Genomic DNA, 26,190 nt, shown 5'->3' on the forward strand with positions numbered 1-26,190 from the left:
TTTAAAAATTTGTCTTTACAATCATAGCTTTACAGATTAAAAATTGTGCTAAAATATAAGTAACCATAATAGCAATTCCGTAAATCTCATTTGGTTCGTAAAATTTATTTAACGCAATTAAACTATCTGATAAAATAAATAAAATTGCGCCAATGCATAACCATAAATTTTCTGTTGATTTCTCGCTTCTATAATTCAATAATGCTACAGCTCCAAAAGTAGAAATTACAATTCCGTAAACTACAACAGGAATTAACAATCCACCTAAATTCGGAAAAATTAAATACATTAAAATTCCGAAGAAAATAACAAACGGAAAGGCAGAAGAAATCTTTTTTGTACTTAAATTGTTAGGCAAAAAACCTGCTACAACCTTTATATAAACAACATGCGCAAACAAGAAAGCAGAAAGTCCAAACATAAAAAAGTTAGCGCCTTTAAACATCAACAGCACATCGCCAACAAAACTAAAAAACATACCTAAAACATACCAAAAAATGGGTTTTTTAACGGATGCTAAATACACAAGTGCTAACAAAGTTAACAACATTGGTTTTGCAATCGTTTTCATCGTTTCATTTACGGTAATAATTCCCCAAATATCTGCAATTACAGCAATAAAAAACAATACTGTTGGAATAATTATTTTTGTTTGATTGCTCATAATAACTAATTAAAAAATTGTTTGGTTTTGAATCGTATAAATTGCTAAAATAGTTAATGCAATTAACACAAAAGAAGTTATTATGATGCTAATCCATTTTTTATTTGTTGATGATTCTTTTCTTCCTTTAATAATATAAATTACACTAATAATTCCGCAAACATATGATATAAAAAGTAGTGGAATTAACGGAATAACAATAAAAAAAACAGGAAGAATATACACAATTAACAAACCTAAAACCAAAAACAAAAGTTGTAAGATTGTGTATCTTAAAGCAGTATCTACATGTGTTTTTTCTTTTATCATCATTAATTAATTAAGTTTATAAAATCTTGTTCAGAAATAATTGCAACACCTAAATCTTCTGCTTTTGTTTTTTTACTTGGCCCCATATTATCTCCGGCAACAATAAAATCTGTTTTTTTAGAAATCGATGAACTTACTTTTCCGCCATTATCTTCTATAGCTTTTTTCAATTCGTTTCTAGATAATTGATGAAAAATTCCAGAAACTACAAACACTTTTCCGCTTAATTTATCTGTTTGATTCTCTAAACTTTCTGCAGATACTTCTAATTGCACTCCGTAAGATTTCAATCTATTAATCAATTGAATATTTCCTAAATCATTAGAAAAATCGATAATACTTTGTGCAATTCTATCACCAATTTCATCCACAGCAATTAAAGTTTCAAAATCAGCTGCCATTAAATTGTCAATAGATTTAAAATGTTTTGCCAATTTTTTTGCAACGGTTTCTCCAACAAATCTAATTCCCAATGCAAACAGTACTTTTTCAAACGGAATCTGTTTTGATTTTTCAATTCCTTCAATCATATTTTGAGCAGATTTTTCTGCCATTCTTTCCAACGGAATAATTTGCTCAACTTTTAAATCATACAAATCAGCATAATTTTCTATCAATCCTTCTTTACGCAATAAATCAACAGTTTCTCCACCCAAACCATCAATATCCATAGCTTTTCTACTGATAAAATGCTGAATTCTCCCTGTAATTTGTGGTGCACAACCAAACTCATTCGGACAATAATGCTTTGCATCTCCTTCGGTTCTTACCAATGCTGTATTGCATTCAGGACAATGCGTTGCGTACTTTGTTGGTTCAGAATTTTGCGAACGTTTTGTGAAATCTACCGCAATAATTTTCGGAATAATTTCTCCACCTTTTTCAACAAAAACAGTATCATTAATTCTAATATCTAACTTTTCTATTTGATCTGCATTGTGCAACGAAGCACGTTTTACAATTGTTCCTGCTAATTGCACTGGTTCTAAATTTGCAACCGGAGTAATCGCTCCGGTTCTACCAACTTGATAGGTTATTTCATGTAAAATTGTAGAAACTTGTTCTGCTTTAAATTTGTATGCAATTGCCCAACGTGGCGCTTTTGCAGTGTAACCTAATTCTTCTTGTTGTTGTAAATTATTTACTTTAATAACAACGCCGTCCGTTTCGTAAGGCAATTGATGACGTTTGGTATCCCAATAATTTACAAAACTAAAAACCTTATCAATACTTTTTGCTAAAGCCATTGTTTCTGGAACTTTAAAACCAACTTTTCTAGCATTTTCTAAACTTTCAAAATGTGTTTTGTATTTGCGTTCTGAAGTTACAATTTGATACAACAAACAATCTAAAGGACGTTTTGCTACTTCTGCGCTATCTTGTAATTTTAAACTTCCGCTTGCTGTATTTCGTGGGTTTTTATATTCTTCTTCTCCGTTTTCTACACGTTCTTCGTTCATTTTATTAAAACCATCTAATGGTAAAATAATTTCTCCACGCATTTCAAAATCTTGGGCAAAGTCTTTTTTAATTGATAACGGAATTGATTTTATAGTTCTGATATTTGTAGTAACATCATCGCCTTGAAAACCATCGCCACGCGTTACTGCCTTTACAAATTGACCATTTTCAAAAGTTAGGTTGATGGAAGCACCATCATATTTTAATTCGCAAGTATATTCAATTTCATCGGTTCCTAACATTTTTTGAATGCGTTTTTCCCAATCTAACAAATCTTCTTTAGAGTACGAGTTATCCAACGAATACATTCGGTTTTTATGCGTCACCGTTTCAAAGTTTTTAGTAATTTCTCCGCCAACTCTTTGCGTAGGTGAATTGGCATCAAAAAACTGCGGATTTTCTTCTTCTAATTTTTCTAATTCTTTTAATTTGATATCAAATTCAAAATCAGAAATCGTTGCATTGTCTAATACATAGTAGTTATACGTGTGCAAATTTAACTCTTCGCGAAGTAAATATATTCTTTCTTGAGCGGTCATATTATCTATAATAAAACTTGTTTTTGGTAATGATATTTCGTATACTTTATATTCATTCAAAAATGATTTAAAAAAATGAAATACGCTATAAAAATACACAAAATTTCTACAGTTGATGACCTTGAAAACTCTTGGAGTATTCAAGATTATAAACAATTGTTAGAACAATTTGATTTCGCTAACGATGATGTGAATGATATAAACGAATTAAGAGAATTACTTTTTATGGCAATTTCTGATAGAGAGCCAAATGAAGCTGCCGCAATTGTATTAAATTATAAACTATCTAACCATTTAAATGAAAGACAAATTGATTCGGTTTCTTATGAAATGTTAGTTGATAAGATTTCTGAAGAATATCCTGAAATTAGTTTACACAAAACACTTTTTTGCGTTAATCAATTACTTTACAAAGCATTTAACGGAAAGTTTCCTAATACAAAAGCAACTATTGTAGATTTTGAAATAAAACCTTTGGCAAATGCAGATACAACTATTACCAACGAAATTGTGTTAAAATGTTTTGCTCAAAATTTAGATAATCACAATGTTTTAAAACGCTTGTTTGGAAATCAATTAAACGCTAAGGATGCTTTTGAAGAAGCAAATGATGTTATTTGGGAGTTACAAAAAAACGATACAACTTATAAAATGATTACTTCTGATTATTGGATGAGCAAAGACGAGTTTTTAGCTGAAGAATTTGAAGCTAAGATTGTCTTTTTTGAAAAGGAATAGTTTCGTTAAATTTTATTTTTCTTATTTCTATTGATGAAAAACACACTTAGAAATTTACACTTCAGATTATAAAATACTTAGCCTTGATTTAGGTGGTATCCTTTTTATTCTCAAAATAAATTTTCGACTTTACGAGTAGAGCTAAGTAATCTCATCTTAAAAAAGAGATTGCCACAGTTTACAAAAAAAGTAAACTTCGCAATGACAAGAATAAAAAGATATAACGGAAAGCAGGAAAAAGCTTCAAAACAAAAAACCCGAAACAAATTTGTTTCGGGTTTTATTATATTAATGAGATTCCTGTCTTCACAGAAATAACAATTTATTGATTAATAATACGTAAAACGTCTCACTTTTGCAATGTGTTTTGCCAAACGAATTACTTGATGAGAATATCCGTATTCATTATCGTACCAAACATAAATTACAATGCTATTTCCGTCTGTAATTGTTGCTTTACTATCAAAAATTGATGGAGCAGAACAGCCAACAATATCAGAAGAAACCAATTCATTATCAACAGAATATTTAATTTGCTCTACTAAATCGCCTTCTAAAGCATATTTTTTCATGATTGCATTTACAGATTCCACAGTTACATCAGAATGTAATTGCAAGCTTAAAATTGCTAAAGATCCGTTAGGAACAGGAACACGAATAGCATTTGAAGTTAACTTACCAGCTAATGCTGGCAACGCTTTTGCAACTGCAGCTCCTGCTCCAGTTTCTGTAATTACCATATTTAAAGCTGCTGCTCTACCTCTACGATATTTACTGTGCATATTATCAACCAAATTTTGATCGTTTGTATATGCGTGAATGGTTTCTAAATGTCCTTTATTAATTCCGAAATTATCTTCTAATACTTTTAAAACTGGCGTAATTGCATTTGTTGTACAAGAAGCTGCAGAGAATATATCTACAACATCTGGATTGTTTTCTTCATGATTTACACCATGTACAATATTTGGAACACCTTTTCCTGGCGCAGTTAACAATACTTTACTTGCTCCTTTTGCAACTAAATGTCTGCTTAATGCTTCTTTATCTCTAAAAGCTCCAGTGTTATCTATAATTAATGCATCGTTAATTCCGTATGCAGTATAATCTATATCTTCTGGCTGATTTGCAGAAATCATATAAACAGTTGTTCCGTTTATAATTAATGCATTGTTTTCTACATCAACTTCAACAGTTCCTTTAAATTCTCCATGAACAGAATCAATACTTAATAATGAAGCTCTTTTTTCTAAAACTGTTTGATCAATTTTGCCACGAGTTACAACGGCTCTAAGTCTCAATTGAGAACCTTTACCCATTTTATTCATTAACTCACGTGCTAATAAACGACCAATTCTACCAAAACCATAAAGAACTACATCTTTTGGTTCAATATTTTCTGATGCTGTTGCTCCTTTTAATTGACTCTTTACAAAAGCTAATTTATCTGAGCAATCTGCTTCATTTAACTGGCATTCGTACGCTAATTTTCCAATATCTAATTTAGATGCTGGTAATTCTAATTTCTGAATTGCTTTTGCAATGTCTAAAGCATCAAAAATGGTAATTGGTTTTGCTACAAATTCTTTTGCGTAGTTAATTAAATTTAAAACTTCGCTCGCGTGCTTATCTATTAATTGATTTCTAAATAAAACCAATTCGATAGATTTATCGTACCATAAATCGTTTACAATATTGATAAATTCTACGGTAGCTCTACGAGTTTGAACTTGAGAAGATACTTGATCTTCATAATTTGTTGTTGTTGACATAGTTGTGTTATATCTGGTTGTTTTTCAAATTTTGTGCAAAAATACTTATTTCTATCGATTTGGATGCTATTTTTCAAAAATAAAAATCTCACTTTAAACTAATAAAGCGAGATTCATAAATTCTATTTTTAATGACTCTACCTAAGATAAAATTTTACTATTTCTCCGTTTAAATCTAACATTTCTATAGTAACCGAATATCTTTTTTGGGAATCTAAGAAAGTTGCAACCTGAGAAGCACTTGTTACTTTTTTATTATTTATTTTAGTGATGATAAACCCTTTTATACTGGAGCCATCAGCTCTTTGAGCGAAATCTTGTACTATTTTTACACCATAAGAAATTCCTAATTTCTTCATTTCTGGTTTTGTTAAATCTTTAAGATCTAAGTGATAACTATCAGACCTAAACACATCTTTTTTAGAAAGTCTTACTTTTTTATTTAAAAACGAACCATTTCTATTTATAGTAACATCCACAAAATCTCCTGGTCGTTTTGCTCTTAACTGTCCTGCTAAATCTGAAAATTTAGAAATTTTTACATTGTTTACTTTTGTAATGATATCTCCCGTTTTTAACCCAGCTTTTTTTGCCCCACTATTTTCTGGAAAACTACCAATTTTAACGCCTTCTTCAGAATATTCTAAATCAATAGAAATTCCTAATACAGATTGTTGCACTCTACCAAACTCCATTAAATCTTCAATTACTTTTTTTGCAATGTTTGATGGAACTGCAAAAGAATAACCAACAAAAGAACCTGTTTTAGAAGAAATTGCTGTGTTAATTCCAACTAATTCTCCACGTGTATTTACCAGCGCACCTCCACTATTTCCAGGATTTACTGCAGCATCAGTTTGTATAAATGAATCTGTAATATTTCCATTTCCTCTTAAATCTCTTCCTTTTGCACTTACAATTCCTGCTGTTACTGTAGAAGTTAAATTATACGGATTTCCAACTGCCAACACCCATTCACCTATTTTTAATGCATCAGAATTAGAAAAAGTAATGTAAGGTAATTTAATGTCTGCATCAATTTTTAACAAAGCAATATCATTGTCTGTATCTGTTCCAATCAATTCGGCTTTGTATTTTTTTTGATTGTTTAAAGTAACCTCTAAATCAGATGCTCCGGCAATTACATGATTATTGGTAACGATAAATCCATCTTCAGAAATAATAACGCCACTTCCTGTTCCTACTTGTTCGTATTTTCTTGTTCCACTTCCTCTTCCGTAAAACAATTCTGCCCAAGGATCAGATTGTGTTTTTATTGCTGTGTTTTTTACGTGAACAACAGAATGAATTGTCTTTTCTGCTGCTTCCGTAAAATTAGTTGGTGTATTTGTTACTGGTAAACTTGTGTTTTCAAAACTGGTTTTTACAATTTTCGAAGAAGGTTCAACCGTTCGTTCGATAACAACTTGTGGTTTTTCTAAAAATATTTTATAACCGCCAAGAGTTAAGATTCCTCCTAAAATTGCAATACCTAATAAACGAGCTGTTTTTTTCATTTTTCTTATCATTTTTTAGAACTTATCAAATATACAATTTTAACATTTTACACAAATCTGTTTTAACTGGATTTTAACGATTTTTAACCGTGTTTTAACAAACTTTTTTCAGACCATAAATTGTTATCTTTGCTGCTTATGAATATTACTTTTTACAAATACGAAGGAACTGGAAACGATTTTATCATGATTGATAATAGAGATAATTCATTTCCTAAAAAGAACATTGCTTTAGTCAATAAATTGTGTGATAGACATTTTGGAATTGGTGCAGATGGATTAATTCTATTAGAATATGATGCTGAAACAGATTTTAAAATGGTGTATTTTAATGCTGATGGAAATGAAGGAACAATGTGTGGAAATGGCGGAAGATGTATTGTTGCTTTTGCATATAAATTAGATATAATTTCAGAAAAAACTACCTTTAATGCTGTTGACGGATTACATCACGCAAGCATAGAAAATGGTTTGGTTTCCTTGCAAATGATTGATGTAAACAAAGTTGATGTTCATGCCAATCACGTTTTTGTAAATACTGGTTCTCCACATCATGTTCAACTAGTAAAAAGTATTGATACTTATAATGTTGTTACAAATGGAAGAAAGTTAAGAAATGAATATGGAGACGAAGGAAGCAATATTAATTTTGTAGAACAAATAAACAAATCTACTTTTAAAGTTAGAACATACGAACGTGGCGTAGAAGATGAAACATTGGCATGTGGAACTGGAGTTACTGCAGTTGCAATTGCAATGTACAAAACAAATAAAACAAACTTAAAAGTTATCAAATTACCAGTTTTAGGAGGAGAATTAGAAGTTTCATTCAACGTAGAAAATAATCAATACAAAAATGTGTTTCTAAAAGGACCAGCAACTTTTGTGTTTAAAGGAATTATAAATATTGACCACATAAACGCATAGTTTAACTGTTTCAGAAAATTTGACATGAATATAACTAAACAATTTCTTGATGATTTAACCTATTCTTTTTTAGGCTGTTGCATTAATGTTCATAAAGAATTAGGTCCTGGCTTATTAGAAAGTATTTACCATCAATGTTTAATTGAAGAATTAAAATACGAAAAGATTTCTTTTTCAACAGAAATAAATATTCCAGTTTCTTATAGAAATATTAAAGTTGATGCTAATTTAAGGGCAGATTTACTAATTGAAAACTGTTTAGTTGTAGAATTAAAATCTGTTCAAGAATTAAAACCTATTTTTAAAGCGCAATTATTAACTTACATGCATTTACTAAAAGCTCCAAAAGGTATTATCGTTAATTTTAATTGTTTGAATATATTTAAAGAAGGGCAAAAAACTTTTGTGAATAATTTTTTTAATGAATTACCAATAAAATAAGCTATGTCAACTATGTCTCTATGTGGTCAAAAAATTAATCTACGTGCTTTAGAGCCAGAAGATTTACAGTTTTTGTTCGACACAGAAAATGATGCATCCTTCTGGGAAATTAGCGATACACAAACTCCGTTTTCTAAATTCTTATTAAAAAAATATTTAGAAAATGCTCATTTAGATATTTTTGAAGCCAAACAATTGCGTTTAATTATTGAAGAAAAAGCAACTAATAAACCTGTTGGAATTATTGACCTTTTTGATTTTAATCCGCAACATAAAAGAGCTGGAATTGGAATTTTAATTCATACAAAATATCAAAAAAACGGATTTGCGTCAGAAGCATTAAAATTGTTAATCAACTATTGTTTTACGCATTTACAATTACATCAATTGTATGCAAATATTACTTCAGACAATACAAAAAGTATTACTTTATTTAAAAAACATAACTTTGTAAAAGTAGGTGTAAAAAAAGATTGGATTTTTTCTAATTCTACTTTTAAAGATGAAATTTTATATCAAATTATCAATGAATAAAAAGAAATTTATCATATTAATTATTGGCTTAACACTTCTTATTGGTGGCGTTTTTGCATTTAATACTTACAACAAAATTTACGCACCAAACACCGTTAAAGAAGGCTTTGTGTTTATCAAAACAAACAGCAGTTTAGAAGATTTAGAAAATGAAGTAAGACCATTTCTAAAACGTGTAGAATCATTTGTTTGGGTAGCCAAAAAAAAAGAATACAACAAAAATATTAGAGCTGGTAAATTTAAAATTCCGAAAGGAATTTCTAATAACGATTTAATTAACCTTTTAAGAAGCGGTAAACAAACACCTGTAAAACTTATTTTTAACAATCAACATTCTTTAGAGGATTTAGCTGGCAGAATTGCAGTTCAGATTGAAGCCGATAGTATTTCAATATTAAATGCAATGAAAGATGAAACTTTTTTAAAAGAACATCAATTTACTTCAAAATCTGCATTAGGAATGTACGTTCCGAATAGTTACGAGTTGTATTGGAATTCAACTGCCGAACAATTTAGAGATAGAATGTTAACAGAATACAATCGTTTTTGGAATGAAGAAAGAGAAAATCAAGCTAAAAAATTAAAATTAAGCAGAACAAAAGTTATTGCATTGGCATCAATCGTACAAAAAGAAACAGCAAAAATTTCTGAAAGACCAATTGTTGCTGGTTTGTATTTAAATAGATTAAAACGTGGTTGGCCGTTACAGGCTGACCCAACAATTATTTATGCGTTGAAAGAAAAACACGGACAAGATTTTGTTGTAAAACGAGTTTTATTAAAAGATTTAACAATAAAATCTCCTTACAACACGTATCAAAACAAAGGTGTTCCGCCAACATTAATTGCAATGCCAGATATTTCTTCAATTGATGCAGTTTTGTTTTCAAAAAAACACAACTATTTTTATATGTGTGCAAGTGTTGATAACATCGGATATCATGAGTTTGCAAATACTTTAAATCAACACAATAGAAACGCAAGAAAATATCAACGTTGGATTAGCAATCAAGGAATTAATAGATAATTGAATGCTAAAAACGAAAAACAAAATAATTTTGTCATTCCCGAGAAATCGGGAATCTGTTTTTTATCAACATTTTTTAGTGTTTTTTTTGCTCTTTGCAATTAATCTTCAAGCACAAACTTCATCTTTTTACACAAAATCTGACACCTTAAATATTAAAAGAAGAAATGCTGTAATCATTACAAAATCTACATTAGCTGTCGGTGCTTTAATTGGATTGGATAAATTATGGTATTCAGAACATCCGCGTTCTAGTTTTCATTTTATCAATGATAATAAGCAATGGAAACAGATGGATAAAATTGGTCATGTTATGACTTCTTATTATGTTGGAAAAACCGGAATGGAAGTTTTGGATTGGGCTGGAGTTTCTAAAAAAAATCAATTGATTTATGGTGCAACATTTGGATTTACTTTTTTAACTGCTGTTGAAGTTTTAGATGGATTTTCAAAAAAATGGGGCGCTTCTTGGGGTGATATTTTGGCAAATGCAAGCGGAACAGGATTGTTAATCGGACAAGAAATCCTTTGGGAAGAACAGCGAATTACTTTAAAATATTCTTTTCATCAAACAGATTTTGCAAAACAAAGATCTAATGTTTTAGGTGACACTTTTTTGCAACAAGCGTTAAAAGATTACAACGGACAAACCTATTGGCTATCTGCAAATATTTGGTCTTTTGCTAAAGAAAGTAATTTTCCGAAATGGTTAAATGTTGCTTTTGGTTACGGTGCAGAAGGAATGTTGTATGGAGAAACAAGTCCAAATAATCAGTTTTCTCAAGATCCTTATAGGCAATTTTATTTGAGTTTAGATTTGGATTTAACGAAGATAAAAACAAAATCTAAATTCTTAAAAACGGTATTTTCTACCATTAATTTTATTAAAATTCCTGCTCCGACTTTAGAATACAACAGCAAAGGGAATTTCAAATTCCACTTTTTATATTTTTAATGTTCTTTATGGATGATAAAAATTGCAGGTCTTTTATGTAAATCTGGATTTTCGCTTTTCCAAGCTCGTATTTCTTTTGTTTTAATATATTCTGTTGGCAAAGTAATATCTGCAGCAACACATAAATTTGTTGTTGGTGTTAGTATTGTTTTTAAATCTGCCAATAATTTATCGTTTCTGTAAGGCGTTTCGATAAAAATTTGTGATTGATTTTTTTCTTTTGATAATTTTTCTAATTCTTTAATTGTCTTTTTTCTCTCAGATTTATCAATCGGTAAATAGCCGTTAAATGCAAAACTTTGTCCGTTCATCCCAGAGCTCATCATCGCCATTAAAATGGATGATGGACCAACTAACGGAACAACCTGAATGTTTTTATCGTGTGCCAATTTTACAATGGTTGCTCCTGGATCTGCAACCGCAGGAACTCCAGCTTCTGATAATAATCCAACAGAAATTCCTTCATTACAAACATCTAAATACGCTCTCGTTTCTAATTCATCCGCATATTTATCAAGCATCATAATTGTTAAAGATGGTTGCGATTTTTTTGGTGTTATTTTTTTGATAAAACGTCTTGCTGTTTTTTCATTTTCTACAATAAAATAATCGAGTTGTTCAATTACTTTTTTTACAGAAATCGGCATTACTTCTAGCGGTTCGTTATCGCCCAACGTAGTCGGAATTAAATATAATTTACCTTTCATCATCTTCTATTTTTTTAGCAATAATATCGCAAGCTTCATCTAATAGTTGATACACATTTTCAAAACCAGCATCTCCACCAAAATATGGATCTGGAACACTTTGGTTTGAACCTGGAGAAACTTCATTTAAAATTAATTTTACTTTTCGTTCATCATACTTGTCTCTTGCCTTCGATATTACTTCCTGATAATTTCCTTGATCCATTACATAAATCATACTAAAAGTATCAAAATCATTTACTGTAAATTTTCTACAACGTTGTTGAGAAATATCAATGCCGTATTTTTTAGCAACCGCAATAGACCTTTCGTCTGGCAAATGACCAACATGATAACCAGCTGTTCCAGCAGAATCTACTTTAATATCTGATTTTACTTTTGATTGCAAAATACCTTCTGCTAATGGAGAACGACAAATGTTACCCAAGCAAACCATTAAAATTCTCATGTTGTGAAGTTTAGAATGTTAACTTCTTTGTTAAATCGTCTACGTATTTTCTGAATTGCTTATCAGTTTCCGTTAAGTTATCTACTGTTTTACAAGCGTGCAAAACTGTTGCGTGATCTCTGTGACCAATTTGAGAACCAATACTTGCCAATGATGATTTTGTCATTCTTTTTGCAAAAAACATGGCCAATTGACGCGCTTGAACAATATGACGTTTCCTTGTTTTAGATTGCAAGGTTGCAACATCCATATCAAAGTATTTAGAAACTACTTTTTGAATGTAATCTATAGAAACTTCTTTCTTTGTATTCTTAACAAATTTATCTACAATTTGTCTTGCCAATTCTAATGTATATTCTCTTCTGTTAAAAGAAGCTTGAGCAATCATCGAGATAATTACGCCTTCTAATTCACGAACATTCGATTTGATATTTTTTGCAATATATTCTACAATATCTTCTGGCATTTCTACGCCATCTCTAAACAATTTGTTTTGAAGGATAGAAATTCTAGTTTCGTAATCTGGCGCTTGTAATTCTGCGGATAATCCCCATTTAAAACGAGATAACAAACGTTGTTCGATATCTTGCATATCAACCGGAGCTTTATCAGAAGTTAAAATAACTTGTTTTCCGTTTTGATGTAAATGGTTAAAAATATGGAAAAAGACATCTTGCGTTCCTGTTTTACCAGATAAAAATTGCACATCATCAATAATTAGCACATCAATCATCTGATAAAAATGAATAAAATCATTTCTAGTATTTGATTTTACAGAATCAATAAATTGCTGTGTAAATTTTTCTGATGATATATATAAAACGGTTTTATCAGGATATTTATCTTTAATATCAACACCAATTGCGTGTGCAATATGGGTTTTTCCTAAACCAACTCCACCATAAATTAACAATGGATTAAAAGAGGTTCCGCCAGGTTTATTGGCAACTGCCATTCCTGCAGAACGCGCTAAACGGTTTGAATCTCCTTCAACAAAATTATTAAAATTGTAATTTGCATTTAATTGAGATTCTATTTTTACTTTTTGCAATCCTGGAATTACAAAAGGATTTCTTAATTCTCTATCTTTTGTTTCTAAAGGAACAGTAACTCTTTGAGGTTTTAAAGGATCTCTATTTGAGCTTGGAATTTTTACTGTTTGTGGACTGTTGCTGCTGTACGTATTTTCCATTCGTACATCATAAATCAGTTTAGCATCTTTTCCTAACTCTCTAACCAGAGCTACACGAAGCAATTTAATATAATGTTCTTCTAACCATTCATAAAAGAATTTACTAGGCACCTGAATTGTTAAAGCTTCGCCAGCTATTTTAATTGGTTTGATAGGCTCAAACCAAGTTTTATATGCTTGCGGTTTTATATTATCTTTAATAAAAGAGAGGCACTCGTTCCAAACTGAGTTAGCAGTTTTAGTCATTCTAAATTAGGCAGATATTAATGTTAAATAAATTGTTTCTTATCTAGGGTTTTTCTTCTTTTTCTAAAGCTTTACAAAAGTGTGAATAAAATTCAGTATAAAAAAATGAATTTGCTATTGATTATTAACTTTTTTTTTCGTAAAATCAAATCCACAAAAAAAAGCATAATTCTTGTTCACACAATCCACCTCATTTAGAATACGTTACGGAGAAACAGACCAAATGGGAGTTGTTTATCACGGCAACTACGCACAGTTTTTTGAAATCGGCAGAATAGACTGGCTAAGGTCTTTCGGCATTTCTTACAAAAATATGGAAGAAAATAATGTAATACTTCCGGTTGTAACTTTACAATGTAATTTTAAAAAATCTGCTGAGTTCGACGATGAAATTACGGTAAAAACTACATTAAAAAAAATTCCAACTGTTAAGATTGAATTTGACTACGAAATTTTCAATCAAAAAAACGAACTTTTAACAACTGGAAGTACAATGTTGGCTTTTATCAATAAAAAAACAAAAAAACCGATGCGTTGTCCGGAATATATTTTGGAGAAATTACGCTAATTCTTTAATCTCAACTTTATACAAATTGGTAAAGATTTCAAAGATTGATGTTGCATCTTTTTTCCGAACAGAAATTACATATGTACAATCTAATTCTAATGTTTGAGAAATAATATCAATTTTTTTCTCTTTGATAATACGCATTACTTTATTCATCAAATCGTATCCAAACGATAACTGAAAATGCACATCAATTGTTTTATCAACAATTTTTGATGCTTCTAAAGCTAATTGTGCAGAATTTTTATAAGCGTTTATCAATCCGCCAACGCCTAATTTTGTTCCGCCAAAATAACGTACAGAAACTATTAAAATATTGGTTACTTCATAAGATTGAATCTGTCCATAAATTGGCATTCCGGCAGAGTTATTGGGTTCTCCATCATCATTTGCTCTGTAGGAAATTGTTTCAACGCCCAATTGCCAAGCATAACAAAAATGACGCGCAGTATGATGTTTCTTTTTTAATTCTTCTAACGCATTTTTAATATCATCTTCATTTAAAACCGGAAAAGCATATCCGAAAAACTTACTATTTCTGTCTTTAAACAGCGTTTCTTCTGATGGCTTTTCTATTGTTTTGTAACTGTCTTTTATCTCCATAATTATGCAAAGGAAACCAATAAAATACTAAAAATTGCCAATGCTATTCCAATCCAATTTTTTTTGATGAGTTTTTCTTTGAAAAACAGCAAGGCAAAAACAGTTGTAAGAATTACAATTCCTACATTATTAATGGTAAATAATGTAGAACTTTCTATATCGGTTTTAAATGCTTTTAATAAAAACTCCATCGAATAATAATTTGGAATTCCCAATGCAATTCCACCTAAAATATTTTTCCAATGAAATTGAAATTTTCCATTTATTAGTTGAGAAACCACAACAAAAAAGCCCAACACAAAAGCACAGCCAAAAATAGTTGCTAAAAACAAAGGTTCTTCTCCTTTAGAAACCGAAGTAGTTTCTACATATTTTAAGCCTGTATCTAAAATACCAGATCCAACAAAAAGCAACAGTGGAAATAATAAGTTTTTAAATTTTACAGGATTTGTATCGCTTTTTGCTGATGATAAATACACCGCAATTAACGCCATTAAAATTCCAACAACTTTAACAAAACCAACACCTTCTTTATACACAATAATTCCGAAAATAATTGGAATTACCACAGACATTTTTCCAGCAACTGAAGCTACTGAAAGTCCATTTTTCTGAGCCGTAATTCCCATTACATTAAAGATAGAAATAAATAAAAACCCCAGAAAAAATGCTCCAAAAAACCATGGTTGTTGTGGAATTTCTACAATGGAAACCGATACATTTGAAGTTCCTAAACCAAACAACAATGCAATTGCATAATTTACAACAATTGCTTGCTGTGTATTGATTTTAAGAACATCAAACAACTTAAAAATTACGAATAATGAACTTGAAATAAGAATGCTTAAAACTAGATAAATCACGTTGTGAATTCTTTTTTAGTTAATAAATTAACGACATCTTCTTTACCCGGAATTAAGTGCCAAGTTTGTATTCCTAACTCTTTTGCAGCTTCCGTATTTTCTTTCGTGTCATCTATAAAAAAAGTTTCGGCAGCTTTTAAATTATTTTCTTGCAATACAAATTCGTAAATATCTGAATTTGGTTTTCTAAATCCGATTTCATGCGACAAATAAAATTGTTCAAAACAGTTTTTAAATTCTTGATACAATTTTGCTCCCCAATCTTTTTGAATCCAAGAAATATGCATTTCATTAGTATTGCTCAACAAAAACAATCGATATTTTTTACTTTTAGCAAGCTCTTTCAAAAATTGCAATCGATAGGTTGGAAAATTTAATAAAATAGCATTCCATGCAAAAATTAAATCTACTTTAGAAATAGCAAATTCTTTATGAAAAAAATCAATAAAATTATTCGTAGAGATTTCTCCTTTTTCATATTGATGTGCAATTGCCATCATTTCATCAGGAATTTGCTTTACACCAAATTTAGCCAACTCAATAAAAGTGGCTTCTTTATCTAGGTTGATAAAAATATCACCAAAATCAAAAACGATATTCTTAATCATTTCTATATATTTTTAAAACATCTTTTTTGATGTTGATTTCTTCAATCAATGTTCCTTTTATTCCTGGTGATTTCACTCCTTTTTCAAATTCATTTTCTCCAACAAAAATCCTGGCTTCATCCCATAAATTTTCATCAATAAAAGTTTGCAACGTTTGCGTTCCGCCTTCTATAATTACAGACTGAATTTGATACTTATGCAACACATCACAAATTTGCTTTGCAATATTTTTAGTAAAATCTATTTCTTCAAAAACTACATTTGCTCTATTTTCTTTCCTCTCTTCTCTTTTTTCTATTAGAACTATCGTCTTCAAATCTCCATCAAAAATACTTGCCTCTTTTGGTATTCTCAAACTTCTATCTAACACAATCCTAATCGGATTATTTCCGCTCCAACTTCTTACATTTAACATCGGGTTATCAGCAATTACTGTATTTGTTCCCACCAAAATTGCATGTTCTTCACTTCGCCATTTATGTACCAATTGTTGCGAATATTGATTGGAAATCCAAATTGGTTTTGCGTCATTGCGAAGCAAATTTATTTGCTGTGGTAATCTTTTTATCGATTTTGAGATTACTTCGCTTTGCTCGTAATGACGAATTGGCGCAACAAAACCATTTTTCGTTGCTGCCCATTTTAAAACAATAAACGGACGCTTTTTATTTTGTACTGTAAAAAATCGCTTGTGATGTTCTTTACATTCGCTTTCTAATACACCAAGAATTACATTAATTCCTGCATTTTTTAATCGCTCAATTCCTTTTCCAGCAACCAAATTGTTAGTATCAACACAGCCAATTACAACATTTTTAAATTGATGTTTTACAATTAAATCTGCACAAGGCGGCGTTTTTCCAACATGAGAACACGGTTCTAAAGTCACATATATTGTCGCTTGTTTTAAAACAGATGTATCTTTAACTGAATTTATTGCATTTACTTCTGCGTGGTTTTCGCCGTAAACGGATGTAAATCCTTCTCCGATAATTGTATCATTTTGCACAATAACCGCTCCAACAGACGGATTTGGACGAGTTGTTCCTATTCCGTTTTTGGCAATTTGCAAACAACGCTGCATGTATTTTTCGTGTTGAGAAATGGGCATTATTTTAATTAAAAATGATAACTTGCTCCTGCAAAAATAGTCTATTAAAGTGAAAACAAAACAACCTATAATTAGAGAGATTCAACCAAAAGACAATCAACAGATTAAAAAAGTAATTCAAGATGTTTTAATTGAATTTGGAGTGCCAAAAGTTGGTACTGCATACGAAGACAAAGCGTTAGACGATATGTTTGAAACCTACAATAAACCAACTTCTGCGTATTATATAATTGATTTGGATGGAAAAATTATTGGCGGCGCGGGCGTTGCTCAATTAGACAATTACGATGGTAATATTTGTGAATTTCAAAAAATGTACTTTTTACCAGAAGCTCGCGGTTTAGGATTGGGAAGCAAAATGATTAGCATTTGTTTACAAAAAGCAAAAGAATTTGGCTTTGAAAAATGCTATTTAGAAACATTGCCGTACATGAAAGCAGCTACAGCTTTGTACAAAAAAAATGGTTTTATTTCTCTCGATAAACCCGTTGGAAACACCGGACATTATTCGTGTAATGTTTGGATGATAAAAGATTTGTGAAAAGAGAAGCAAGACAAAAGACAATGAAAATTAAAGAATTTAGAAATCATTTTAACAATGAGTTATCTGCTGTTTATCCTCAAACAGAAATTGATTCTTTTTTCTTTTTATTAATTGAAAAAGAATTGGGTTTACAGCGAATTGATTTGGCTTTAAATAATCAACTTTCCATTTCTAAAGACAAGTTTAAACATTTATATAATGCGCTTTCTCGCTTAAAATCGCAAGAACCGATTCAATATATTTTAGAAGAAACTGAATTTTATGGTTTGCCTTTTAAAGTAACAAAAGACACCTTGATTCCAAGACCAGAAACTGAAGAATTAGTTGAATGGATTCTTACTGAAGTTACAAAGTTACAAAGTAGCAAAGACACAAGTGAACAAAGTTATCGTGGAAAAAAAATTTCTATTTTAGAAATTGGAACCGGAACAGGTTGCATTCCAATTTCTTTAGCTAAAAACTTACCAAATGCTACAATTACTGCAATTGATATTTCACTAGAAGTAATAAAAATTGCAATGCAAAATGCTGAATTAAATAATGTTCAAATTCATTTTATTGAGCAAGATATTTTAAATACAAACTCGCTAAACGTCATTGCAAATGGAAAGAAGCAATCTCAAAATAATCTTGAGATTACTTCGTCGCAAACTACTCACAACAACATAATGTTCGATATTATTGTTTCCAATCCGCCGTATGTGCGTGAGTTAGAAAAAAAAGAAATACAACCAAATGTGTTAGAAAATGAGCCACATTTAGCACTGTTTGTTAAAGATGAAAATCCGTTAGTTTTTTATAAAAAAATTGCAGAATTGGCTAAAAATCACTTGACAAAAAATGGCGTTTTGTATTTTGAAATCAATCAATATTTAGGAAAAGATACTGTTGAAATGCTTTCTAAAAAAGGTTTTAAAACTGAATTAAAAAAAGACATGTTCGGAAATGATAGAATGACAAAATCTACATTATTATGATCAAAAAATTACTATTCTTATTTACACTCTTTTGTGTTTCTTTTATTGGGGTTTCTCAAACCAAAAACACTACTTTTTCTAAAATTGAATTGATAAAAGCAGCAAAAGAAATTATGAATTCAACCGGAACTTGTGCTTTAATCACACAAGATAAAAACGGAATTTCTAGAGCCAGAACAATGGATCCTTTTCCGCCAGATGAAAACTTAACAGTCTGGTTTGGCACAAATACAACAAGTAGAAAAGTAGCCCAAATCAAACAAAATAATTTGGTAACCATTTATTACAGAGACAATGACGATTCTGGGTATGTAATGCTTCACGGAAAAGCAACTTTAGTGAACAATCCGCAGGAAAAAAAGAAATATTGGAAAGAAACATGGAAATCTTTTTATCCAAATAAAAAAGAGAATTACACCTTAATAAAAGTGGTTCCTATTTGGATGGAAATTGTAAGTCCACCAAGAAACATTGTTGGTAATTCAGAAACTTGGGAACCACCGATGTTGTTTTTCAAATCAAAAAAATAATTTTACCTTTCCATTAAATTAACCAAAACTACAAATATGGAAGGTTCTAAAAGCAGAAGAGATTTTATTAAGAAAAGTATCGCAGCAGGAATTGCAATACCGTTATTAGGTTCAAGTTTTTTAGCCTGTGAAACTGAAAAAACTAAAAAATTAAGAATTTTAATTTTGGGCGGAACCAGTTTTTTAGGACCTCATCAAATTGCATATGCTTTAAAACGCGGACATTCAGTTGCTACTTTTACACGTGGAAAAACAAAATCTTCTGTACACAAAGAATTATTTAATCAAGTTGAACAATTAATTGGGGATAGAAACGATAATTTAAAAGCATTGGAAACTGGTGAATGGGATGTAGTCATTGACAATTCTGGAAGAAATGTACAATGGACTACAGATACAGCCGAGCTACTAAAAGACAGAGCAAAAATCTATATGTATACTTCTTCAACCGGTGTGTATTATCCGTATTTAGGTGATAACATTACAGAAGAAACCGAAACACTTACCAAAGAGCCAGAAACTTTAGAAAGCGAAGATGAAAAGTTAGAATATTGGTATGGCGTTATGAAAACCAATTCTGAAAACGCAGCAATAAAAGCTTTTGGTGCAGATAGAACAATTATTGCAAGACCAACTTATATGTTTGGACCTGGAGATAAAACCAATCGTTTTATTCATTGGCCAGTTCGTTTGGCAAAAGGTGGAGAAGTTTTGGTTCCTGGAAAAACAAATGATTTAGTGCAGTATGCTGATGTTAGAGATGTTGCTGAATTTATGATTCGTTTAGCTGAAAAAAAAATTACTGGAAAATTTAATATTGCTGGACCAACCCAACAACAAACAATGCTAACTTTTGTAAATGAAGCAAAAGGAGCTTTTAATATTGATACAACTATTGTTCCTGTTGATAATTATGATTTCTTACAAGAAAATGGCGTGTATTATTTAGTTCCTTGGATTCCTCCAATTGGTAAAAACTACGGATCTTCTAAAACTGCAAACCAAAAAGCCATTGCTGCTGGTTTAACATTTAGAGATCTAAAAACTTCTGTAAAAGAAATGCACGATTGGTGGTATTCAGACGCCATGACTCAAGAGCAACGAGATAAATTTGAGAAAAACCCTAAAGGTGTTTTAATGAAGGAAGAAGAAATTATTAAAAAGTGGAAAGCCTTAAGTAGTTAATTTAATACTGCTTTTCTCAATATTATTTTTAGCAATATCATTACCAATATATTTTCCAAAAAACGAAAAGAAAAAAGTAATAAGTACAATTGCACCCATAAATAACCAATTTGATTGAAACTTATAAATTGTATCAAAAATTTGATCTTTACTTAATGATTGTAATACAGCAAACGGAAAATAGAAATATTCTTTTAGACCATCATTAAAATTATCAAATCCAAAGAAAATATAAATAAAGGAAAACACATTCCAAGTAACTAAAGCGCTAAGGTTTTTAAAAAATTTAGAAGAAACTTTATAGTATTTATCACAAATAGATTCTATATGTTTAGAATTGCTTTGGTGACAACTCACTCCTTCTTTAATTTTCTTTTTATAACTACACATGTTTTTAAAACTATCAATCATAGAATAGCATAAAAAAATTGGTATGAGCATCATCACAATCGAAGCTGACATAAAGCAAATAAGAAGAATTACATATTCAATATAATCAAAAACTATCTGAGATTGATTGTTTTCTGAAATTTGAAAAACTAAAGGAGTATAAAGAATTAAAACGATTTTTTTCATTCATTTATTTTATGAAACCAATCTCATTCAATTAATTATTAATCTAGGGAAATAGTAAAAAATTCTGTTTAAAATCTATTTAAACAGACAAAAAAGCCGATTTGGTTAGTTGTACCTTCAAATGTAGTTAAAAAAATGTTAAAACCCAGATATTTTTTTTTAAAAAACAGAAAACCAACTTGTTAAGACATCATCTCTAAAACACATAAGTTATAACGAAACACAGAAAACTTACTAAAATTTACAATCAGAATTTCCTTATTTTTGCCGCATGGTAAAAGAGATTCAGTTACGTATTCAATTAAAAGAAGAAAAGATCACAGATATTCTGCTAAAAAAAGCAGCGCATCATTTAAATATTAAACCTTCTACTATTTCTGGCGTAAAAGTATTGCGCAAATCCATTGATGCTCGTAAACCTCAAATTTACTTTAATTACAAAATCGCGATTTATATTAACGAACCTTTGCTAGAAACTTCTGAATATCAGTTTGAATACAAAGATGTTTCTAACGCAAAAGAAGTGCATATTATTGGTTTTGGCCCAGCAGGAATGTACGCAGCATTGCGTTGTATAGAATTAGGTTTTAAACCCATTGTTTTAGAACGAGGAAAAAATGTACAAGACAGACGAAGAGATTTAAAAGCCATTAATCAAGACCATTTTGTAAACGAAGATTCTAATTATTGTTTTGGTGAAGGTGGTGCAGGAACGTATTCTGACGGAAAATTATACACCAGAAGTTTAAAGCGTGGCGATGTTCGTAGAATTTTTGAAAACTTGGTTTTTCATGGAGCTACAGAACAAATTTTAGTTGATGCACATCCACATATTGGAACCAATAAATTACCAAAAATCATTCAGAATATTCGTGAAAATATTATAAATCACGGAGGAGAAATTCATTTTGAAACACGCGTTACAGATTTTGTAATTAAGAACAATAAAATGAAGGCTATTCGATTGCAAAACGGAACAGAAATAACTGTAAATTCGGTGATTTTAGCAACCGGACATTCGGCAAGAGATATTTACGAATTGCTACATAAAAAAGAAATTGCTATCAAAGCAAAATCGTTTGCAATGGGCGTTCGTGTAGAACATCCGCAACACATTATAGATGCTATTCAATATCATTGCGAAGGAAAACGTGACGAATTATTACCAGCCGCAGCATATAGTTTAGTACAACAAGTTAACGAACGTGGCGTGTATTCTTTTTGCATGTGTCCTGGCGGATTTATCGTTCCTGCAGCAACTGCAAATGGCGAAGTTGTCGTAAACGGAATGTCGCCAAGCAAGCGAAATAATTTATATGCAAATTCCGGAATTGTTGTTGAGTTAAACATTGACAAAGATTTTGCAAAGTATGAAAAATTTGGTCCTTTAAAAGGACTAGAATTTCAAAAAGATTTAGAACGATTAGCTTATACTTCTGGCGGAAGAAGTCAAACTGCACCAGCGCAAAGATTAACAGATTTTGTTGAAGGAAATTTATCAACAGATTTGAATTCTACTTCATATCAACCCGGATTAAAATCCGCTCCACTACACTCTTTGCTACCCAAAATAATTGGCAGTAGATTGCGAAAAGGTTTTGAAGCATTCGGGCAAAAAATGCACGGATATTACACATCAGAAGCCAATATTGTTGGTGTAGAATCTAGAACTTCATCGCCTGTAAACATTCCAAGAAAAGAAAATTTAGAACATCCAGAAATATCAGGATTATTTCCTTGTGGAGAAGGCGGTGGTTATGCCGGCGGAATTGTTTCTGCAGCAATGGACGGCGAACGATGTGCAGAAGCAGCAATTGCCAATTTATAAGCTATTAATTTTAAGTTAAAACTGTATTTTTATTTCGTATAAAAATGAATAAAAGTGTATATTCGCTGCTGCTAAAAAAGAAATTTAATCAGGCATAATGAGCAATCAAAAGAGAAAAAGAAAAAAATCTAGAACTAAATTAGTGCATCAGTATTATAAATATACTGGTTTTTATGCGTTCGTTGGAAAAAGCATTCGTAAAGCAATCATTCCAATTTTCTTAGTTGTTGTTGCTTTGATTCTATTCAATAAGTATGTGTACAACATCAATGATGGACTAGAACGCATGACAGAAACTTTTTCAACTTTTGGAGTTTTATCAGTTTTCTTTATTTCTGAAACTTTATTAGGGATTATTCCACCAGAAATTTTTATAGCTTGGTCTAAAAAAACTGATAATCCTGTTGTAACTTTAGCGATTTTAGCTACACTTTCTTACACTGGTGGATTGATTACATATTTTATTGGAAAAGCAACTTTAAAAATAAAAAGTATCAAAAACTTTCTAGAAGTTAAAATGGCAAAACAATTAAAAAACACCAGTAAATGGGGAGGTTTTTTAATTTTAGCTGGAGCTTTATTACCAATTCCGTTTTCTATAACCTGTTTAACCGCAGGAATGATTAAATATTCTTTTAAGAACGTTGTGTTGTTTGGACTCTTTCGTTTTGCTCGTTTTGCTGTGTATGCATTGGCAATTTTCCAAATGGTTGATTAATTAGAAACTATAAATTAGTTTACTTTCATAATTATTTAACTAAAAACTACTTACTTAATTCGAATAACTTATTTTTGTGCTATGGGATTAACAAACAACGATATTTTTAAAAAATTACGTGTAGCTCATAAATTGAGAGATACAGATATCATTGAAATTTGCAAATTGGTAGATTTTAAAGTTTCTAAAGGCGAGTTAGGTGCGTTTTTTAGAAATGAAGAACATCCAAAATATATGGAATGTGGCGATCAAATTTTACGTAATTTTTTAAATGGATTAATTATTCATTTACGTGGACCAATGCCAGCTAAAGGAGAAAAACCACAACAAAAAACAAAACCAAATGACAACAAAAAAGATTTTAAAAAGTAGTTTTTTTATATTAACACTTGCATTGTTAGTTTCTTGTAATCAAGAACCAAAAGTACCTGCAGATTCTTTTACAGTTAGCGGAACCATAAAAGGCTTAGACACAAAGTACATGACAAGAAGCGCTTATGACCGTTCTGGAAAAAGAATTACAGATTCTATCTTTGTAAAAGACGGAACGTTTACCTATACAGCAAAAATTGATAAAGCAGAACACATTATTTTTTGGCCAAATGTAGAACGTACCATTAAAAGATCTGGTAGAGGTTATTATCCAGCAAAATCTTCTCAGTTTGCATTTATTGCAAAACCTGGAGACAACATTATTTTTAATGGAGAAGTTACCGATTTTATAAATGCATATCCAACAGGAACAAAAGGAAATGATGATTTAGCAAAAATCAACAAAAAAGTATTTCCGTTAATGAATGCATCTATAAATTACTTGTTAGAAAGAAACACTTTAGATAAAAACGATCAAAGATTTAAAGTAATTACAAGTTCTATAACAGAGTTAGATAATGAAGTTATTCGTTTAAAAAAGGAATTTGTAAAAAACAACCCAACTTCAGAAGCTGCTGTTTGGTATTTATCTGACATGATGCTTAGACGACAAATAACTAACGAAGAAGCTGTTACCTTTTTTAATAAGTTTGATAAAAACTTAGCAGATTTTACGTATTACAAAGAGCTTGCTTCTAGAATAAAAGGAATTGAAGCTACATTAATTGGCAAAACCGTTCCTGATTTTACAAGCAACAAAACCATTGATGGTTCAGAATTTACATTTAGTTCTCTACGTGGTAAATATGTTTTGATAGATTTCTGGGGAGTTTGGTGCGGACCGTGTGTAGAAGAAATGCCAACAGTAAAAAAATATGCTGATAAATATGCCGATAAATTGACCGTTCTAGGAATAAATAGTGGAGACACAAAAGAAAAAATGGTAAATTTCTTAAAGGAAAATGGATATAATTGGCAACAAGTAATGTCTGGTAAAGATACAGATAATTTGGTTTTAAAGTTTAACGTAGCTGGGTTTCCAACAAAATTTATTATTGATCCTGAAGGAAAAATTTTATATCGTTTCTTGGGTGATTCAGAAAAATCCTTTGCAAAATTAGACGAGTTACTAAAATAAGTGAATTCCTTTTTTTAAAAAAATTACAAGCTATCAGAATTTATTTTTGGTAGCTTTTTTTATACTATAATTATCACTGTTTTTCACATAAAAGTAATCTTGTCAGTTATAGACTTTTGAAGGCATTTAACTTGCTTCTCAACTTCTTTTTTATTATCTTAGCAACAAGCGCTATAACACAATTACAAACCTTAAAACAATACAAATGACAAAATTAAACTCAATCGGTTTAGATGTAGCAAAATCTAAAATTCTAGCAGAAAAACTTAATGAACTTTTAGCAGATTATTCTATCTTTTATCAAAACGTAAGAGGTTATCATTGGAATATAAAAGGAGATAAATTTTTTGAGTTACACGATAAGTTTCAAGAACTTTACGAAGATTTATTTATTAAAATTGATGAAGTAGCAGAACGTATTCGCACACTTGGTCATACTCCAAATCACAAATTTTCGATTTATCAAAAAGAAGCAAAAATAAAAGAAAGTTCTGAAGTAGCAGACGGCGTTCAAGATATGAAAGACACGCTAGAATCATTCAAAATTATTATCACGCTTCAAAGAGAGCTTTTAGATTTATCTGCAGATGCAGAAGATGAAGGAACAAATGCATTAATGAGTGATTATATTAGTGAGCAAGAAAAATTAGTTTGGATGTATTCTGCTTATTTAAAATAAATATATTAATCTCAACGAAACAAATAGAATTAAGAAAGTAGATAACACTAAAATAATACTATTATGAAATATACAGAAAATATTACAGGAATAAATATTAACGTTCAAGCAGTTGATATTTCTATTGAAGATGATGTAAAAGACACGATACGTAAATGCATCGGGCGTCTTAGTAGATTTTATGACAAAATAGAATGGGCAGATGTTTATTTAGAAGACAAAAAAGAAAAAAAGACAGAACAAAAACAAGTTAGTATTCGTTTAGGCATTCCAGGAAATGATCCTTTTGCATCAGAATACGGAAACAACTTTCATGCGTTATTAACAAGTGTAAGTGATAAATTACAAAGACAATTAGAGAAACGTTAATTTCTTGACAAACAGTTTTATCAGTTTAACTATATGATAAAAAG

General features: G+C 30.4%; 30 protein-coding genes. 17 read left to right on the forward strand and 13 right to left on the reverse strand.

What is annotated here, in order from left to right; genetic code table 11:
• Position 1: 1 nt before the first annotated feature.
• Genes ABDX67_RS09200 through ligA form a run of 3 tightly spaced genes read right to left on the reverse strand, consistent with a single transcriptional unit; the run spans position 2 to position 2,973 of the window.
• A complete protein-coding gene (locus tag ABDX67_RS09200) occupies positions 2-664 on the reverse strand; it encodes a lysoplasmalogenase (protein WP_347174720.1) in 663 nt (220 codons plus the stop codon).
• A 9-nt stretch (positions 665-673) separates the two neighbouring features.
• Positions 674-976 carry a hypothetical protein gene (locus tag ABDX67_RS09205; RefSeq protein ID WP_347174721.1) on the reverse strand — a complete coding sequence of 101 codons (303 nt, stop codon included), beginning with the start codon at positions 974-976 and terminating at the stop codon, positions 674-676.
• Complete coding sequence (ligA, locus tag ABDX67_RS09210; protein ID WP_347174877.1) at positions 976-2,973, reverse strand: NAD-dependent DNA ligase LigA; 1,998 nt, start codon at positions 2,971-2,973, stop codon at positions 976-978. Before ligA ends, ABDX67_RS09205 begins: the two co-directional genes overlap by 1 nt.
• 75 nt (positions 2,974-3,048) lie before the next feature.
• Between ligA and ABDX67_RS09215 the strand changes: the two genes are divergently transcribed.
• The gene (locus ABDX67_RS09215) at positions 3,049-3,711 is read left to right on the forward strand and encodes a hypothetical protein (protein ID WP_347174722.1); all 663 of its coding nucleotides are present in this window, start codon (positions 3,049-3,051) and stop codon (positions 3,709-3,711) included.
• 329 nt (positions 3,712-4,040) lie between these two features.
• On the opposite strand, the gene ABDX67_RS09220 is transcribed toward ABDX67_RS09215, so the two are convergent.
• Complete coding sequence (locus tag ABDX67_RS09220) at positions 4,041-5,483, reverse strand: glyceraldehyde-3-phosphate dehydrogenase (RefSeq protein WP_347174723.1); 1,443 nt, start codon at positions 5,481-5,483, stop codon at positions 4,041-4,043.
• Positions 5,484-5,620: 137 nt separating this feature from the next.
• Positions 5,621-7,000 (reverse strand): trypsin-like peptidase domain-containing protein, encoded by a 1,380-nt coding sequence (locus ABDX67_RS09225; RefSeq protein ID WP_347174724.1) that lies wholly within the window; start codon positions 6,998-7,000, stop codon positions 5,621-5,623.
• Positions 7,001-7,138: 138 nt separating this feature from the next.
• Between ABDX67_RS09225 and dapF the strand changes: the two genes are divergently transcribed.
• From dapF to ABDX67_RS09250, 5 genes are all read left to right on the forward strand, one after another.
• Positions 7,139-7,927, forward strand: a complete 789-nt coding sequence (gene dapF, locus ABDX67_RS09230; RefSeq protein ID WP_347174725.1) for a diaminopimelate epimerase — start codon at positions 7,139-7,141, stop codon at positions 7,925-7,927.
• Between the two features lie 24 nt (positions 7,928-7,951).
• On the forward strand, positions 7,952-8,368 hold the full coding sequence (locus tag ABDX67_RS09235; protein WP_347174726.1) for a GxxExxY protein: 417 nt from the start codon (positions 7,952-7,954) through the stop codon (positions 8,366-8,368).
• 12 nt (positions 8,369-8,380) lie between these two features.
• Positions 8,381-8,902 (forward strand): GNAT family N-acetyltransferase, encoded by a 522-nt coding sequence (locus ABDX67_RS09240; RefSeq protein ID WP_430438128.1) that lies wholly within the window; start codon positions 8,381-8,383, stop codon positions 8,900-8,902.
• Entirely contained in the window at positions 8,871-9,929 is a 1,059-nt protein-coding gene (gene mltG, locus ABDX67_RS09245; protein ID WP_347174728.1) for an endolytic transglycosylase MltG, read from the forward strand. Before ABDX67_RS09240 ends, mltG begins: the two co-directional genes overlap by 32 nt.
• Before the next feature lie 79 nt (positions 9,930-10,008).
• Entirely contained in the window at positions 10,009-10,884 is an 876-nt protein-coding gene (locus ABDX67_RS09250) for a DUF2279 domain-containing protein (protein ID WP_347174729.1), read from the forward strand.
• Here the strand turns inward: ABDX67_RS09250 and ABDX67_RS09255 are convergent.
• Genes ABDX67_RS09255 through dnaA form a run of 3 tightly spaced genes read right to left on the reverse strand, consistent with a single transcriptional unit; the run spans position 10,881 to position 13,477 of the window.
• The gene (locus ABDX67_RS09255; RefSeq protein ID WP_347174878.1) at positions 10,881-11,591 is read right to left on the reverse strand and encodes an SAM-dependent methyltransferase; all 711 of its coding nucleotides are present in this window, start codon (positions 11,589-11,591) and stop codon (positions 10,881-10,883) included. The genes ABDX67_RS09250 and ABDX67_RS09255 overlap by 4 nt on opposite strands.
• A complete protein-coding gene (locus ABDX67_RS09260) occupies positions 11,581-12,039 on the reverse strand; it encodes a low molecular weight protein-tyrosine-phosphatase (protein ID WP_347174730.1) in 459 nt (152 codons plus the stop codon). Before ABDX67_RS09260 ends, ABDX67_RS09255 begins: the two co-directional genes overlap by 11 nt.
• 10 nt (positions 12,040-12,049) lie before the next feature.
• Positions 12,050-13,477: a chromosomal replication initiator protein DnaA gene (gene dnaA / locus ABDX67_RS09265; protein WP_347174731.1), complete on the reverse strand. Its 1,428-nt coding sequence runs from the start codon at positions 13,475-13,477 to the stop codon at positions 12,050-12,052.
• Positions 13,478-13,649: 172 nt separating this feature from the next.
• On the opposite strand from dnaA, the gene ABDX67_RS09270 reads away from it, so the two are divergent.
• Entirely contained in the window at positions 13,650-14,045 is a 396-nt protein-coding gene (locus ABDX67_RS09270; protein ID WP_347174732.1) for an acyl-CoA thioesterase, read from the forward strand.
• On the opposite strand, the gene ABDX67_RS09275 is transcribed toward ABDX67_RS09270, so the two are convergent.
• From ABDX67_RS09275 to ribD, 4 genes are read right to left on the reverse strand one after another with little or no spacing between them, the layout of a single operon-like run.
• On the reverse strand, positions 14,037-14,648 hold the full coding sequence (locus ABDX67_RS09275) for an IMPACT family protein (RefSeq protein WP_347174733.1): 612 nt from the start codon (positions 14,646-14,648) through the stop codon (positions 14,037-14,039). The genes ABDX67_RS09270 and ABDX67_RS09275 overlap by 9 nt on opposite strands.
• Before the next feature lie 2 nt (positions 14,649-14,650).
• Positions 14,651-15,511, reverse strand: a complete 861-nt coding sequence (locus tag ABDX67_RS09280) for an EamA/RhaT family transporter (RefSeq protein ID WP_347174734.1) — start codon at positions 15,509-15,511, stop codon at positions 14,651-14,653.
• Positions 15,508-16,119, reverse strand: a complete 612-nt coding sequence (locus ABDX67_RS09285) for an HAD family hydrolase (protein WP_347174735.1) — start codon at positions 16,117-16,119, stop codon at positions 15,508-15,510. The genes ABDX67_RS09280 and ABDX67_RS09285 overlap by 4 nt, the downstream gene beginning before the upstream one ends.
• Complete coding sequence (gene ribD, locus ABDX67_RS09290) at positions 16,112-17,224, reverse strand: bifunctional diaminohydroxyphosphoribosylaminopyrimidine deaminase/5-amino-6-(5-phosphoribosylamino)uracil reductase RibD (protein WP_347174879.1); 1,113 nt, start codon at positions 17,222-17,224, stop codon at positions 16,112-16,114. The genes ABDX67_RS09285 and ribD overlap by 8 nt, the downstream gene beginning before the upstream one ends.
• Positions 17,225-17,279: 55 nt before the next feature.
• On the opposite strand from ribD, the gene ABDX67_RS09295 reads away from it, so the two are divergent.
• Genes ABDX67_RS09295 through ABDX67_RS09310 form a run of 4 tightly spaced genes read left to right on the forward strand, consistent with a single transcriptional unit; the run spans position 17,280 to position 20,466 of the window.
• Complete coding sequence (locus ABDX67_RS09295) at positions 17,280-17,771, forward strand: GNAT family N-acetyltransferase (RefSeq protein WP_347174736.1); 492 nt, start codon at positions 17,280-17,282, stop codon at positions 17,769-17,771.
• A 23-nt stretch (positions 17,772-17,794) separates the two neighbouring features.
• Entirely contained in the window at positions 17,795-18,751 is a 957-nt protein-coding gene (gene prmC, locus ABDX67_RS09300) for a peptide chain release factor N(5)-glutamine methyltransferase (protein ID WP_347174737.1), read from the forward strand.
• Positions 18,748-19,281 (forward strand): pyridoxamine 5'-phosphate oxidase family protein, encoded by a 534-nt coding sequence (locus tag ABDX67_RS09305; protein WP_347174738.1) that lies wholly within the window; start codon positions 18,748-18,750, stop codon positions 19,279-19,281. The genes prmC and ABDX67_RS09305 overlap by 4 nt, the downstream gene beginning before the upstream one ends.
• Before the next feature lie 36 nt (positions 19,282-19,317).
• Positions 19,318-20,466, forward strand: coding sequence for an NAD-dependent epimerase/dehydratase family protein (locus ABDX67_RS09310; protein ID WP_347174739.1), 1,149 nt, complete (start codon positions 19,318-19,320; stop codon positions 20,464-20,466).
• On the opposite strand, the gene ABDX67_RS09315 is transcribed toward ABDX67_RS09310, so the two are convergent.
• Complete coding sequence (locus ABDX67_RS09315; RefSeq protein WP_347174740.1) at positions 20,455-21,042, reverse strand: hypothetical protein; 588 nt, start codon at positions 21,040-21,042, stop codon at positions 20,455-20,457. The two genes, ABDX67_RS09310 and ABDX67_RS09315, sit on opposite strands and share 12 nt — an antisense overlap.
• Positions 21,043-21,313: 271 nt before the next feature.
• Here ABDX67_RS09315 and ABDX67_RS09320 point away from each other — a divergent pair, with 271 nt between their 5' ends.
• From ABDX67_RS09320 to hpf, 6 genes are all read left to right on the forward strand, one after another.
• Positions 21,314-22,870 carry an NAD(P)/FAD-dependent oxidoreductase gene (locus ABDX67_RS09320; RefSeq protein ID WP_347174741.1) on the forward strand — a complete coding sequence of 519 codons (1,557 nt, stop codon included), beginning with the start codon at positions 21,314-21,316 and terminating at the stop codon, positions 22,868-22,870.
• A gap of 97 nt (positions 22,871-22,967) precedes the next feature.
• Positions 22,968-23,588, forward strand: a complete 621-nt coding sequence (locus ABDX67_RS09325) for a YqaA family protein (RefSeq protein ID WP_347174742.1) — start codon at positions 22,968-22,970, stop codon at positions 23,586-23,588.
• Positions 23,589-23,669: 81 nt separating this feature from the next.
• A complete protein-coding gene (locus tag ABDX67_RS09330) occupies positions 23,670-23,960 on the forward strand; it encodes a DUF1456 family protein (protein ID WP_347174743.1) in 291 nt (96 codons plus the stop codon).
• The gene (locus ABDX67_RS09335; protein ID WP_347174744.1) at positions 23,932-25,098 is read left to right on the forward strand and encodes a redoxin family protein; all 1,167 of its coding nucleotides are present in this window, start codon (positions 23,932-23,934) and stop codon (positions 25,096-25,098) included. Before ABDX67_RS09330 ends, ABDX67_RS09335 begins: the two co-directional genes overlap by 29 nt.
• 205 nt (positions 25,099-25,303) lie before the next feature.
• Entirely contained in the window at positions 25,304-25,777 is a 474-nt protein-coding gene (locus ABDX67_RS09340) for a Dps family protein (RefSeq protein WP_347174745.1), read from the forward strand.
• 63 nt (positions 25,778-25,840) lie between these two features.
• Positions 25,841-26,146: a ribosome hibernation-promoting factor, HPF/YfiA family gene (gene hpf, locus ABDX67_RS09345; RefSeq protein ID WP_347174746.1), complete on the forward strand. Its 306-nt coding sequence runs from the start codon at positions 25,841-25,843 to the stop codon at positions 26,144-26,146.
• The last annotated feature ends 44 nt before the right edge of the window (positions 26,147-26,190 follow it).

The organism is Polaribacter uvawellassae, from assembly GCF_039748955.1.
Lineage (GTDB): Bacteria > Bacteroidota > Bacteroidia > Flavobacteriales > Flavobacteriaceae > Polaribacter > Polaribacter uvawellassae.

Excerpts from the sequence above, each read along its gene's own strand:
- ABDX67_RS09200 (WP_347174720.1), bottom strand. The coding sequence starts at position 664 with ATGAGCAATCAAACAAAAATAATTATTCCAACAGTATTGTTTTTTATT.
- ABDX67_RS09205 (WP_347174721.1), bottom strand. The coding sequence starts at position 976 with ATGATGATAAAAGAAAAAACACATGTAGATACTGCTTTAAGATACACA.
- ligA (WP_347174877.1), bottom strand. The coding sequence starts at position 2,973 with ATGACCGCTCAAGAAAGAATATATTTACTTCGCGAAGAGTTAAATTTG.
- ABDX67_RS09215 (WP_347174722.1), top strand. The coding sequence starts at position 3,049 with ATGAAATACGCTATAAAAATACACAAAATTTCTACAGTTGATGACCTT.
- ABDX67_RS09220 (WP_347174723.1), bottom strand. The coding sequence starts at position 5,483 with ATGTCAACAACAACAAATTATGAAGATCAAGTATCTTCTCAAGTTCAA.
- ABDX67_RS09225 (WP_347174724.1), bottom strand. The coding sequence starts at position 7,000 with ATGAAAAAAACAGCTCGTTTATTAGGTATTGCAATTTTAGGAGGAATC.
- dapF (WP_347174725.1), top strand. The coding sequence starts at position 7,139 with ATGAATATTACTTTTTACAAATACGAAGGAACTGGAAACGATTTTATC.
- ABDX67_RS09235 (WP_347174726.1), top strand. The coding sequence starts at position 7,952 with ATGAATATAACTAAACAATTTCTTGATGATTTAACCTATTCTTTTTTA.
- ABDX67_RS09240 (WP_430438128.1), top strand. The coding sequence starts at position 8,381 with ATGTCTCTATGTGGTCAAAAAATTAATCTACGTGCTTTAGAGCCAGAA.
- mltG (WP_347174728.1), top strand. The coding sequence starts at position 8,871 with ATGAAATTTTATATCAAATTATCAATGAATAAAAAGAAATTTATCATA.
- ABDX67_RS09255 (WP_347174878.1), bottom strand. The coding sequence starts at position 11,591 with ATGAAAGGTAAATTATATTTAATTCCGACTACGTTGGGCGATAACGAA.
- ABDX67_RS09260 (WP_347174730.1), bottom strand. The coding sequence starts at position 12,039 with ATGAGAATTTTAATGGTTTGCTTGGGTAACATTTGTCGTTCTCCATTA.
- dnaA (WP_347174731.1), bottom strand. The coding sequence starts at position 13,477 with ATGACTAAAACTGCTAACTCAGTTTGGAACGAGTGCCTCTCTTTTATT.
- ABDX67_RS09275 (WP_347174733.1), bottom strand. The coding sequence starts at position 14,648 with ATGGAGATAAAAGACAGTTACAAAACAATAGAAAAGCCATCAGAAGAA.
- ABDX67_RS09285 (WP_347174735.1), bottom strand. The coding sequence starts at position 16,119 with ATGATTAAGAATATCGTTTTTGATTTTGGTGATATTTTTATCAACCTA.
- prmC (WP_347174737.1), top strand. The coding sequence starts at position 17,795 with ATGAAAATTAAAGAATTTAGAAATCATTTTAACAATGAGTTATCTGCT.
- ABDX67_RS09305 (WP_347174738.1), top strand. The coding sequence starts at position 18,748 with ATGATCAAAAAATTACTATTCTTATTTACACTCTTTTGTGTTTCTTTT.
- ABDX67_RS09310 (WP_347174739.1), top strand. The coding sequence starts at position 19,318 with ATGGAAGGTTCTAAAAGCAGAAGAGATTTTATTAAGAAAAGTATCGCA.
- ABDX67_RS09315 (WP_347174740.1), bottom strand. The coding sequence starts at position 21,042 with ATGAAAAAAATCGTTTTAATTCTTTATACTCCTTTAGTTTTTCAAATT.
- ABDX67_RS09320 (WP_347174741.1), top strand. The coding sequence starts at position 21,314 with ATGGTAAAAGAGATTCAGTTACGTATTCAATTAAAAGAAGAAAAGATC.
- ABDX67_RS09325 (WP_347174742.1), top strand. The coding sequence starts at position 22,968 with ATGAGCAATCAAAAGAGAAAAAGAAAAAAATCTAGAACTAAATTAGTG.
- ABDX67_RS09330 (WP_347174743.1), top strand. The coding sequence starts at position 23,670 with ATGGGATTAACAAACAACGATATTTTTAAAAAATTACGTGTAGCTCAT.
- ABDX67_RS09335 (WP_347174744.1), top strand. The coding sequence starts at position 23,932 with ATGACAACAAAAAAGATTTTAAAAAGTAGTTTTTTTATATTAACACTT.
- ABDX67_RS09340 (WP_347174745.1), top strand. The coding sequence starts at position 25,304 with ATGACAAAATTAAACTCAATCGGTTTAGATGTAGCAAAATCTAAAATT.
- hpf (WP_347174746.1), top strand. The coding sequence starts at position 25,841 with ATGAAATATACAGAAAATATTACAGGAATAAATATTAACGTTCAAGCA.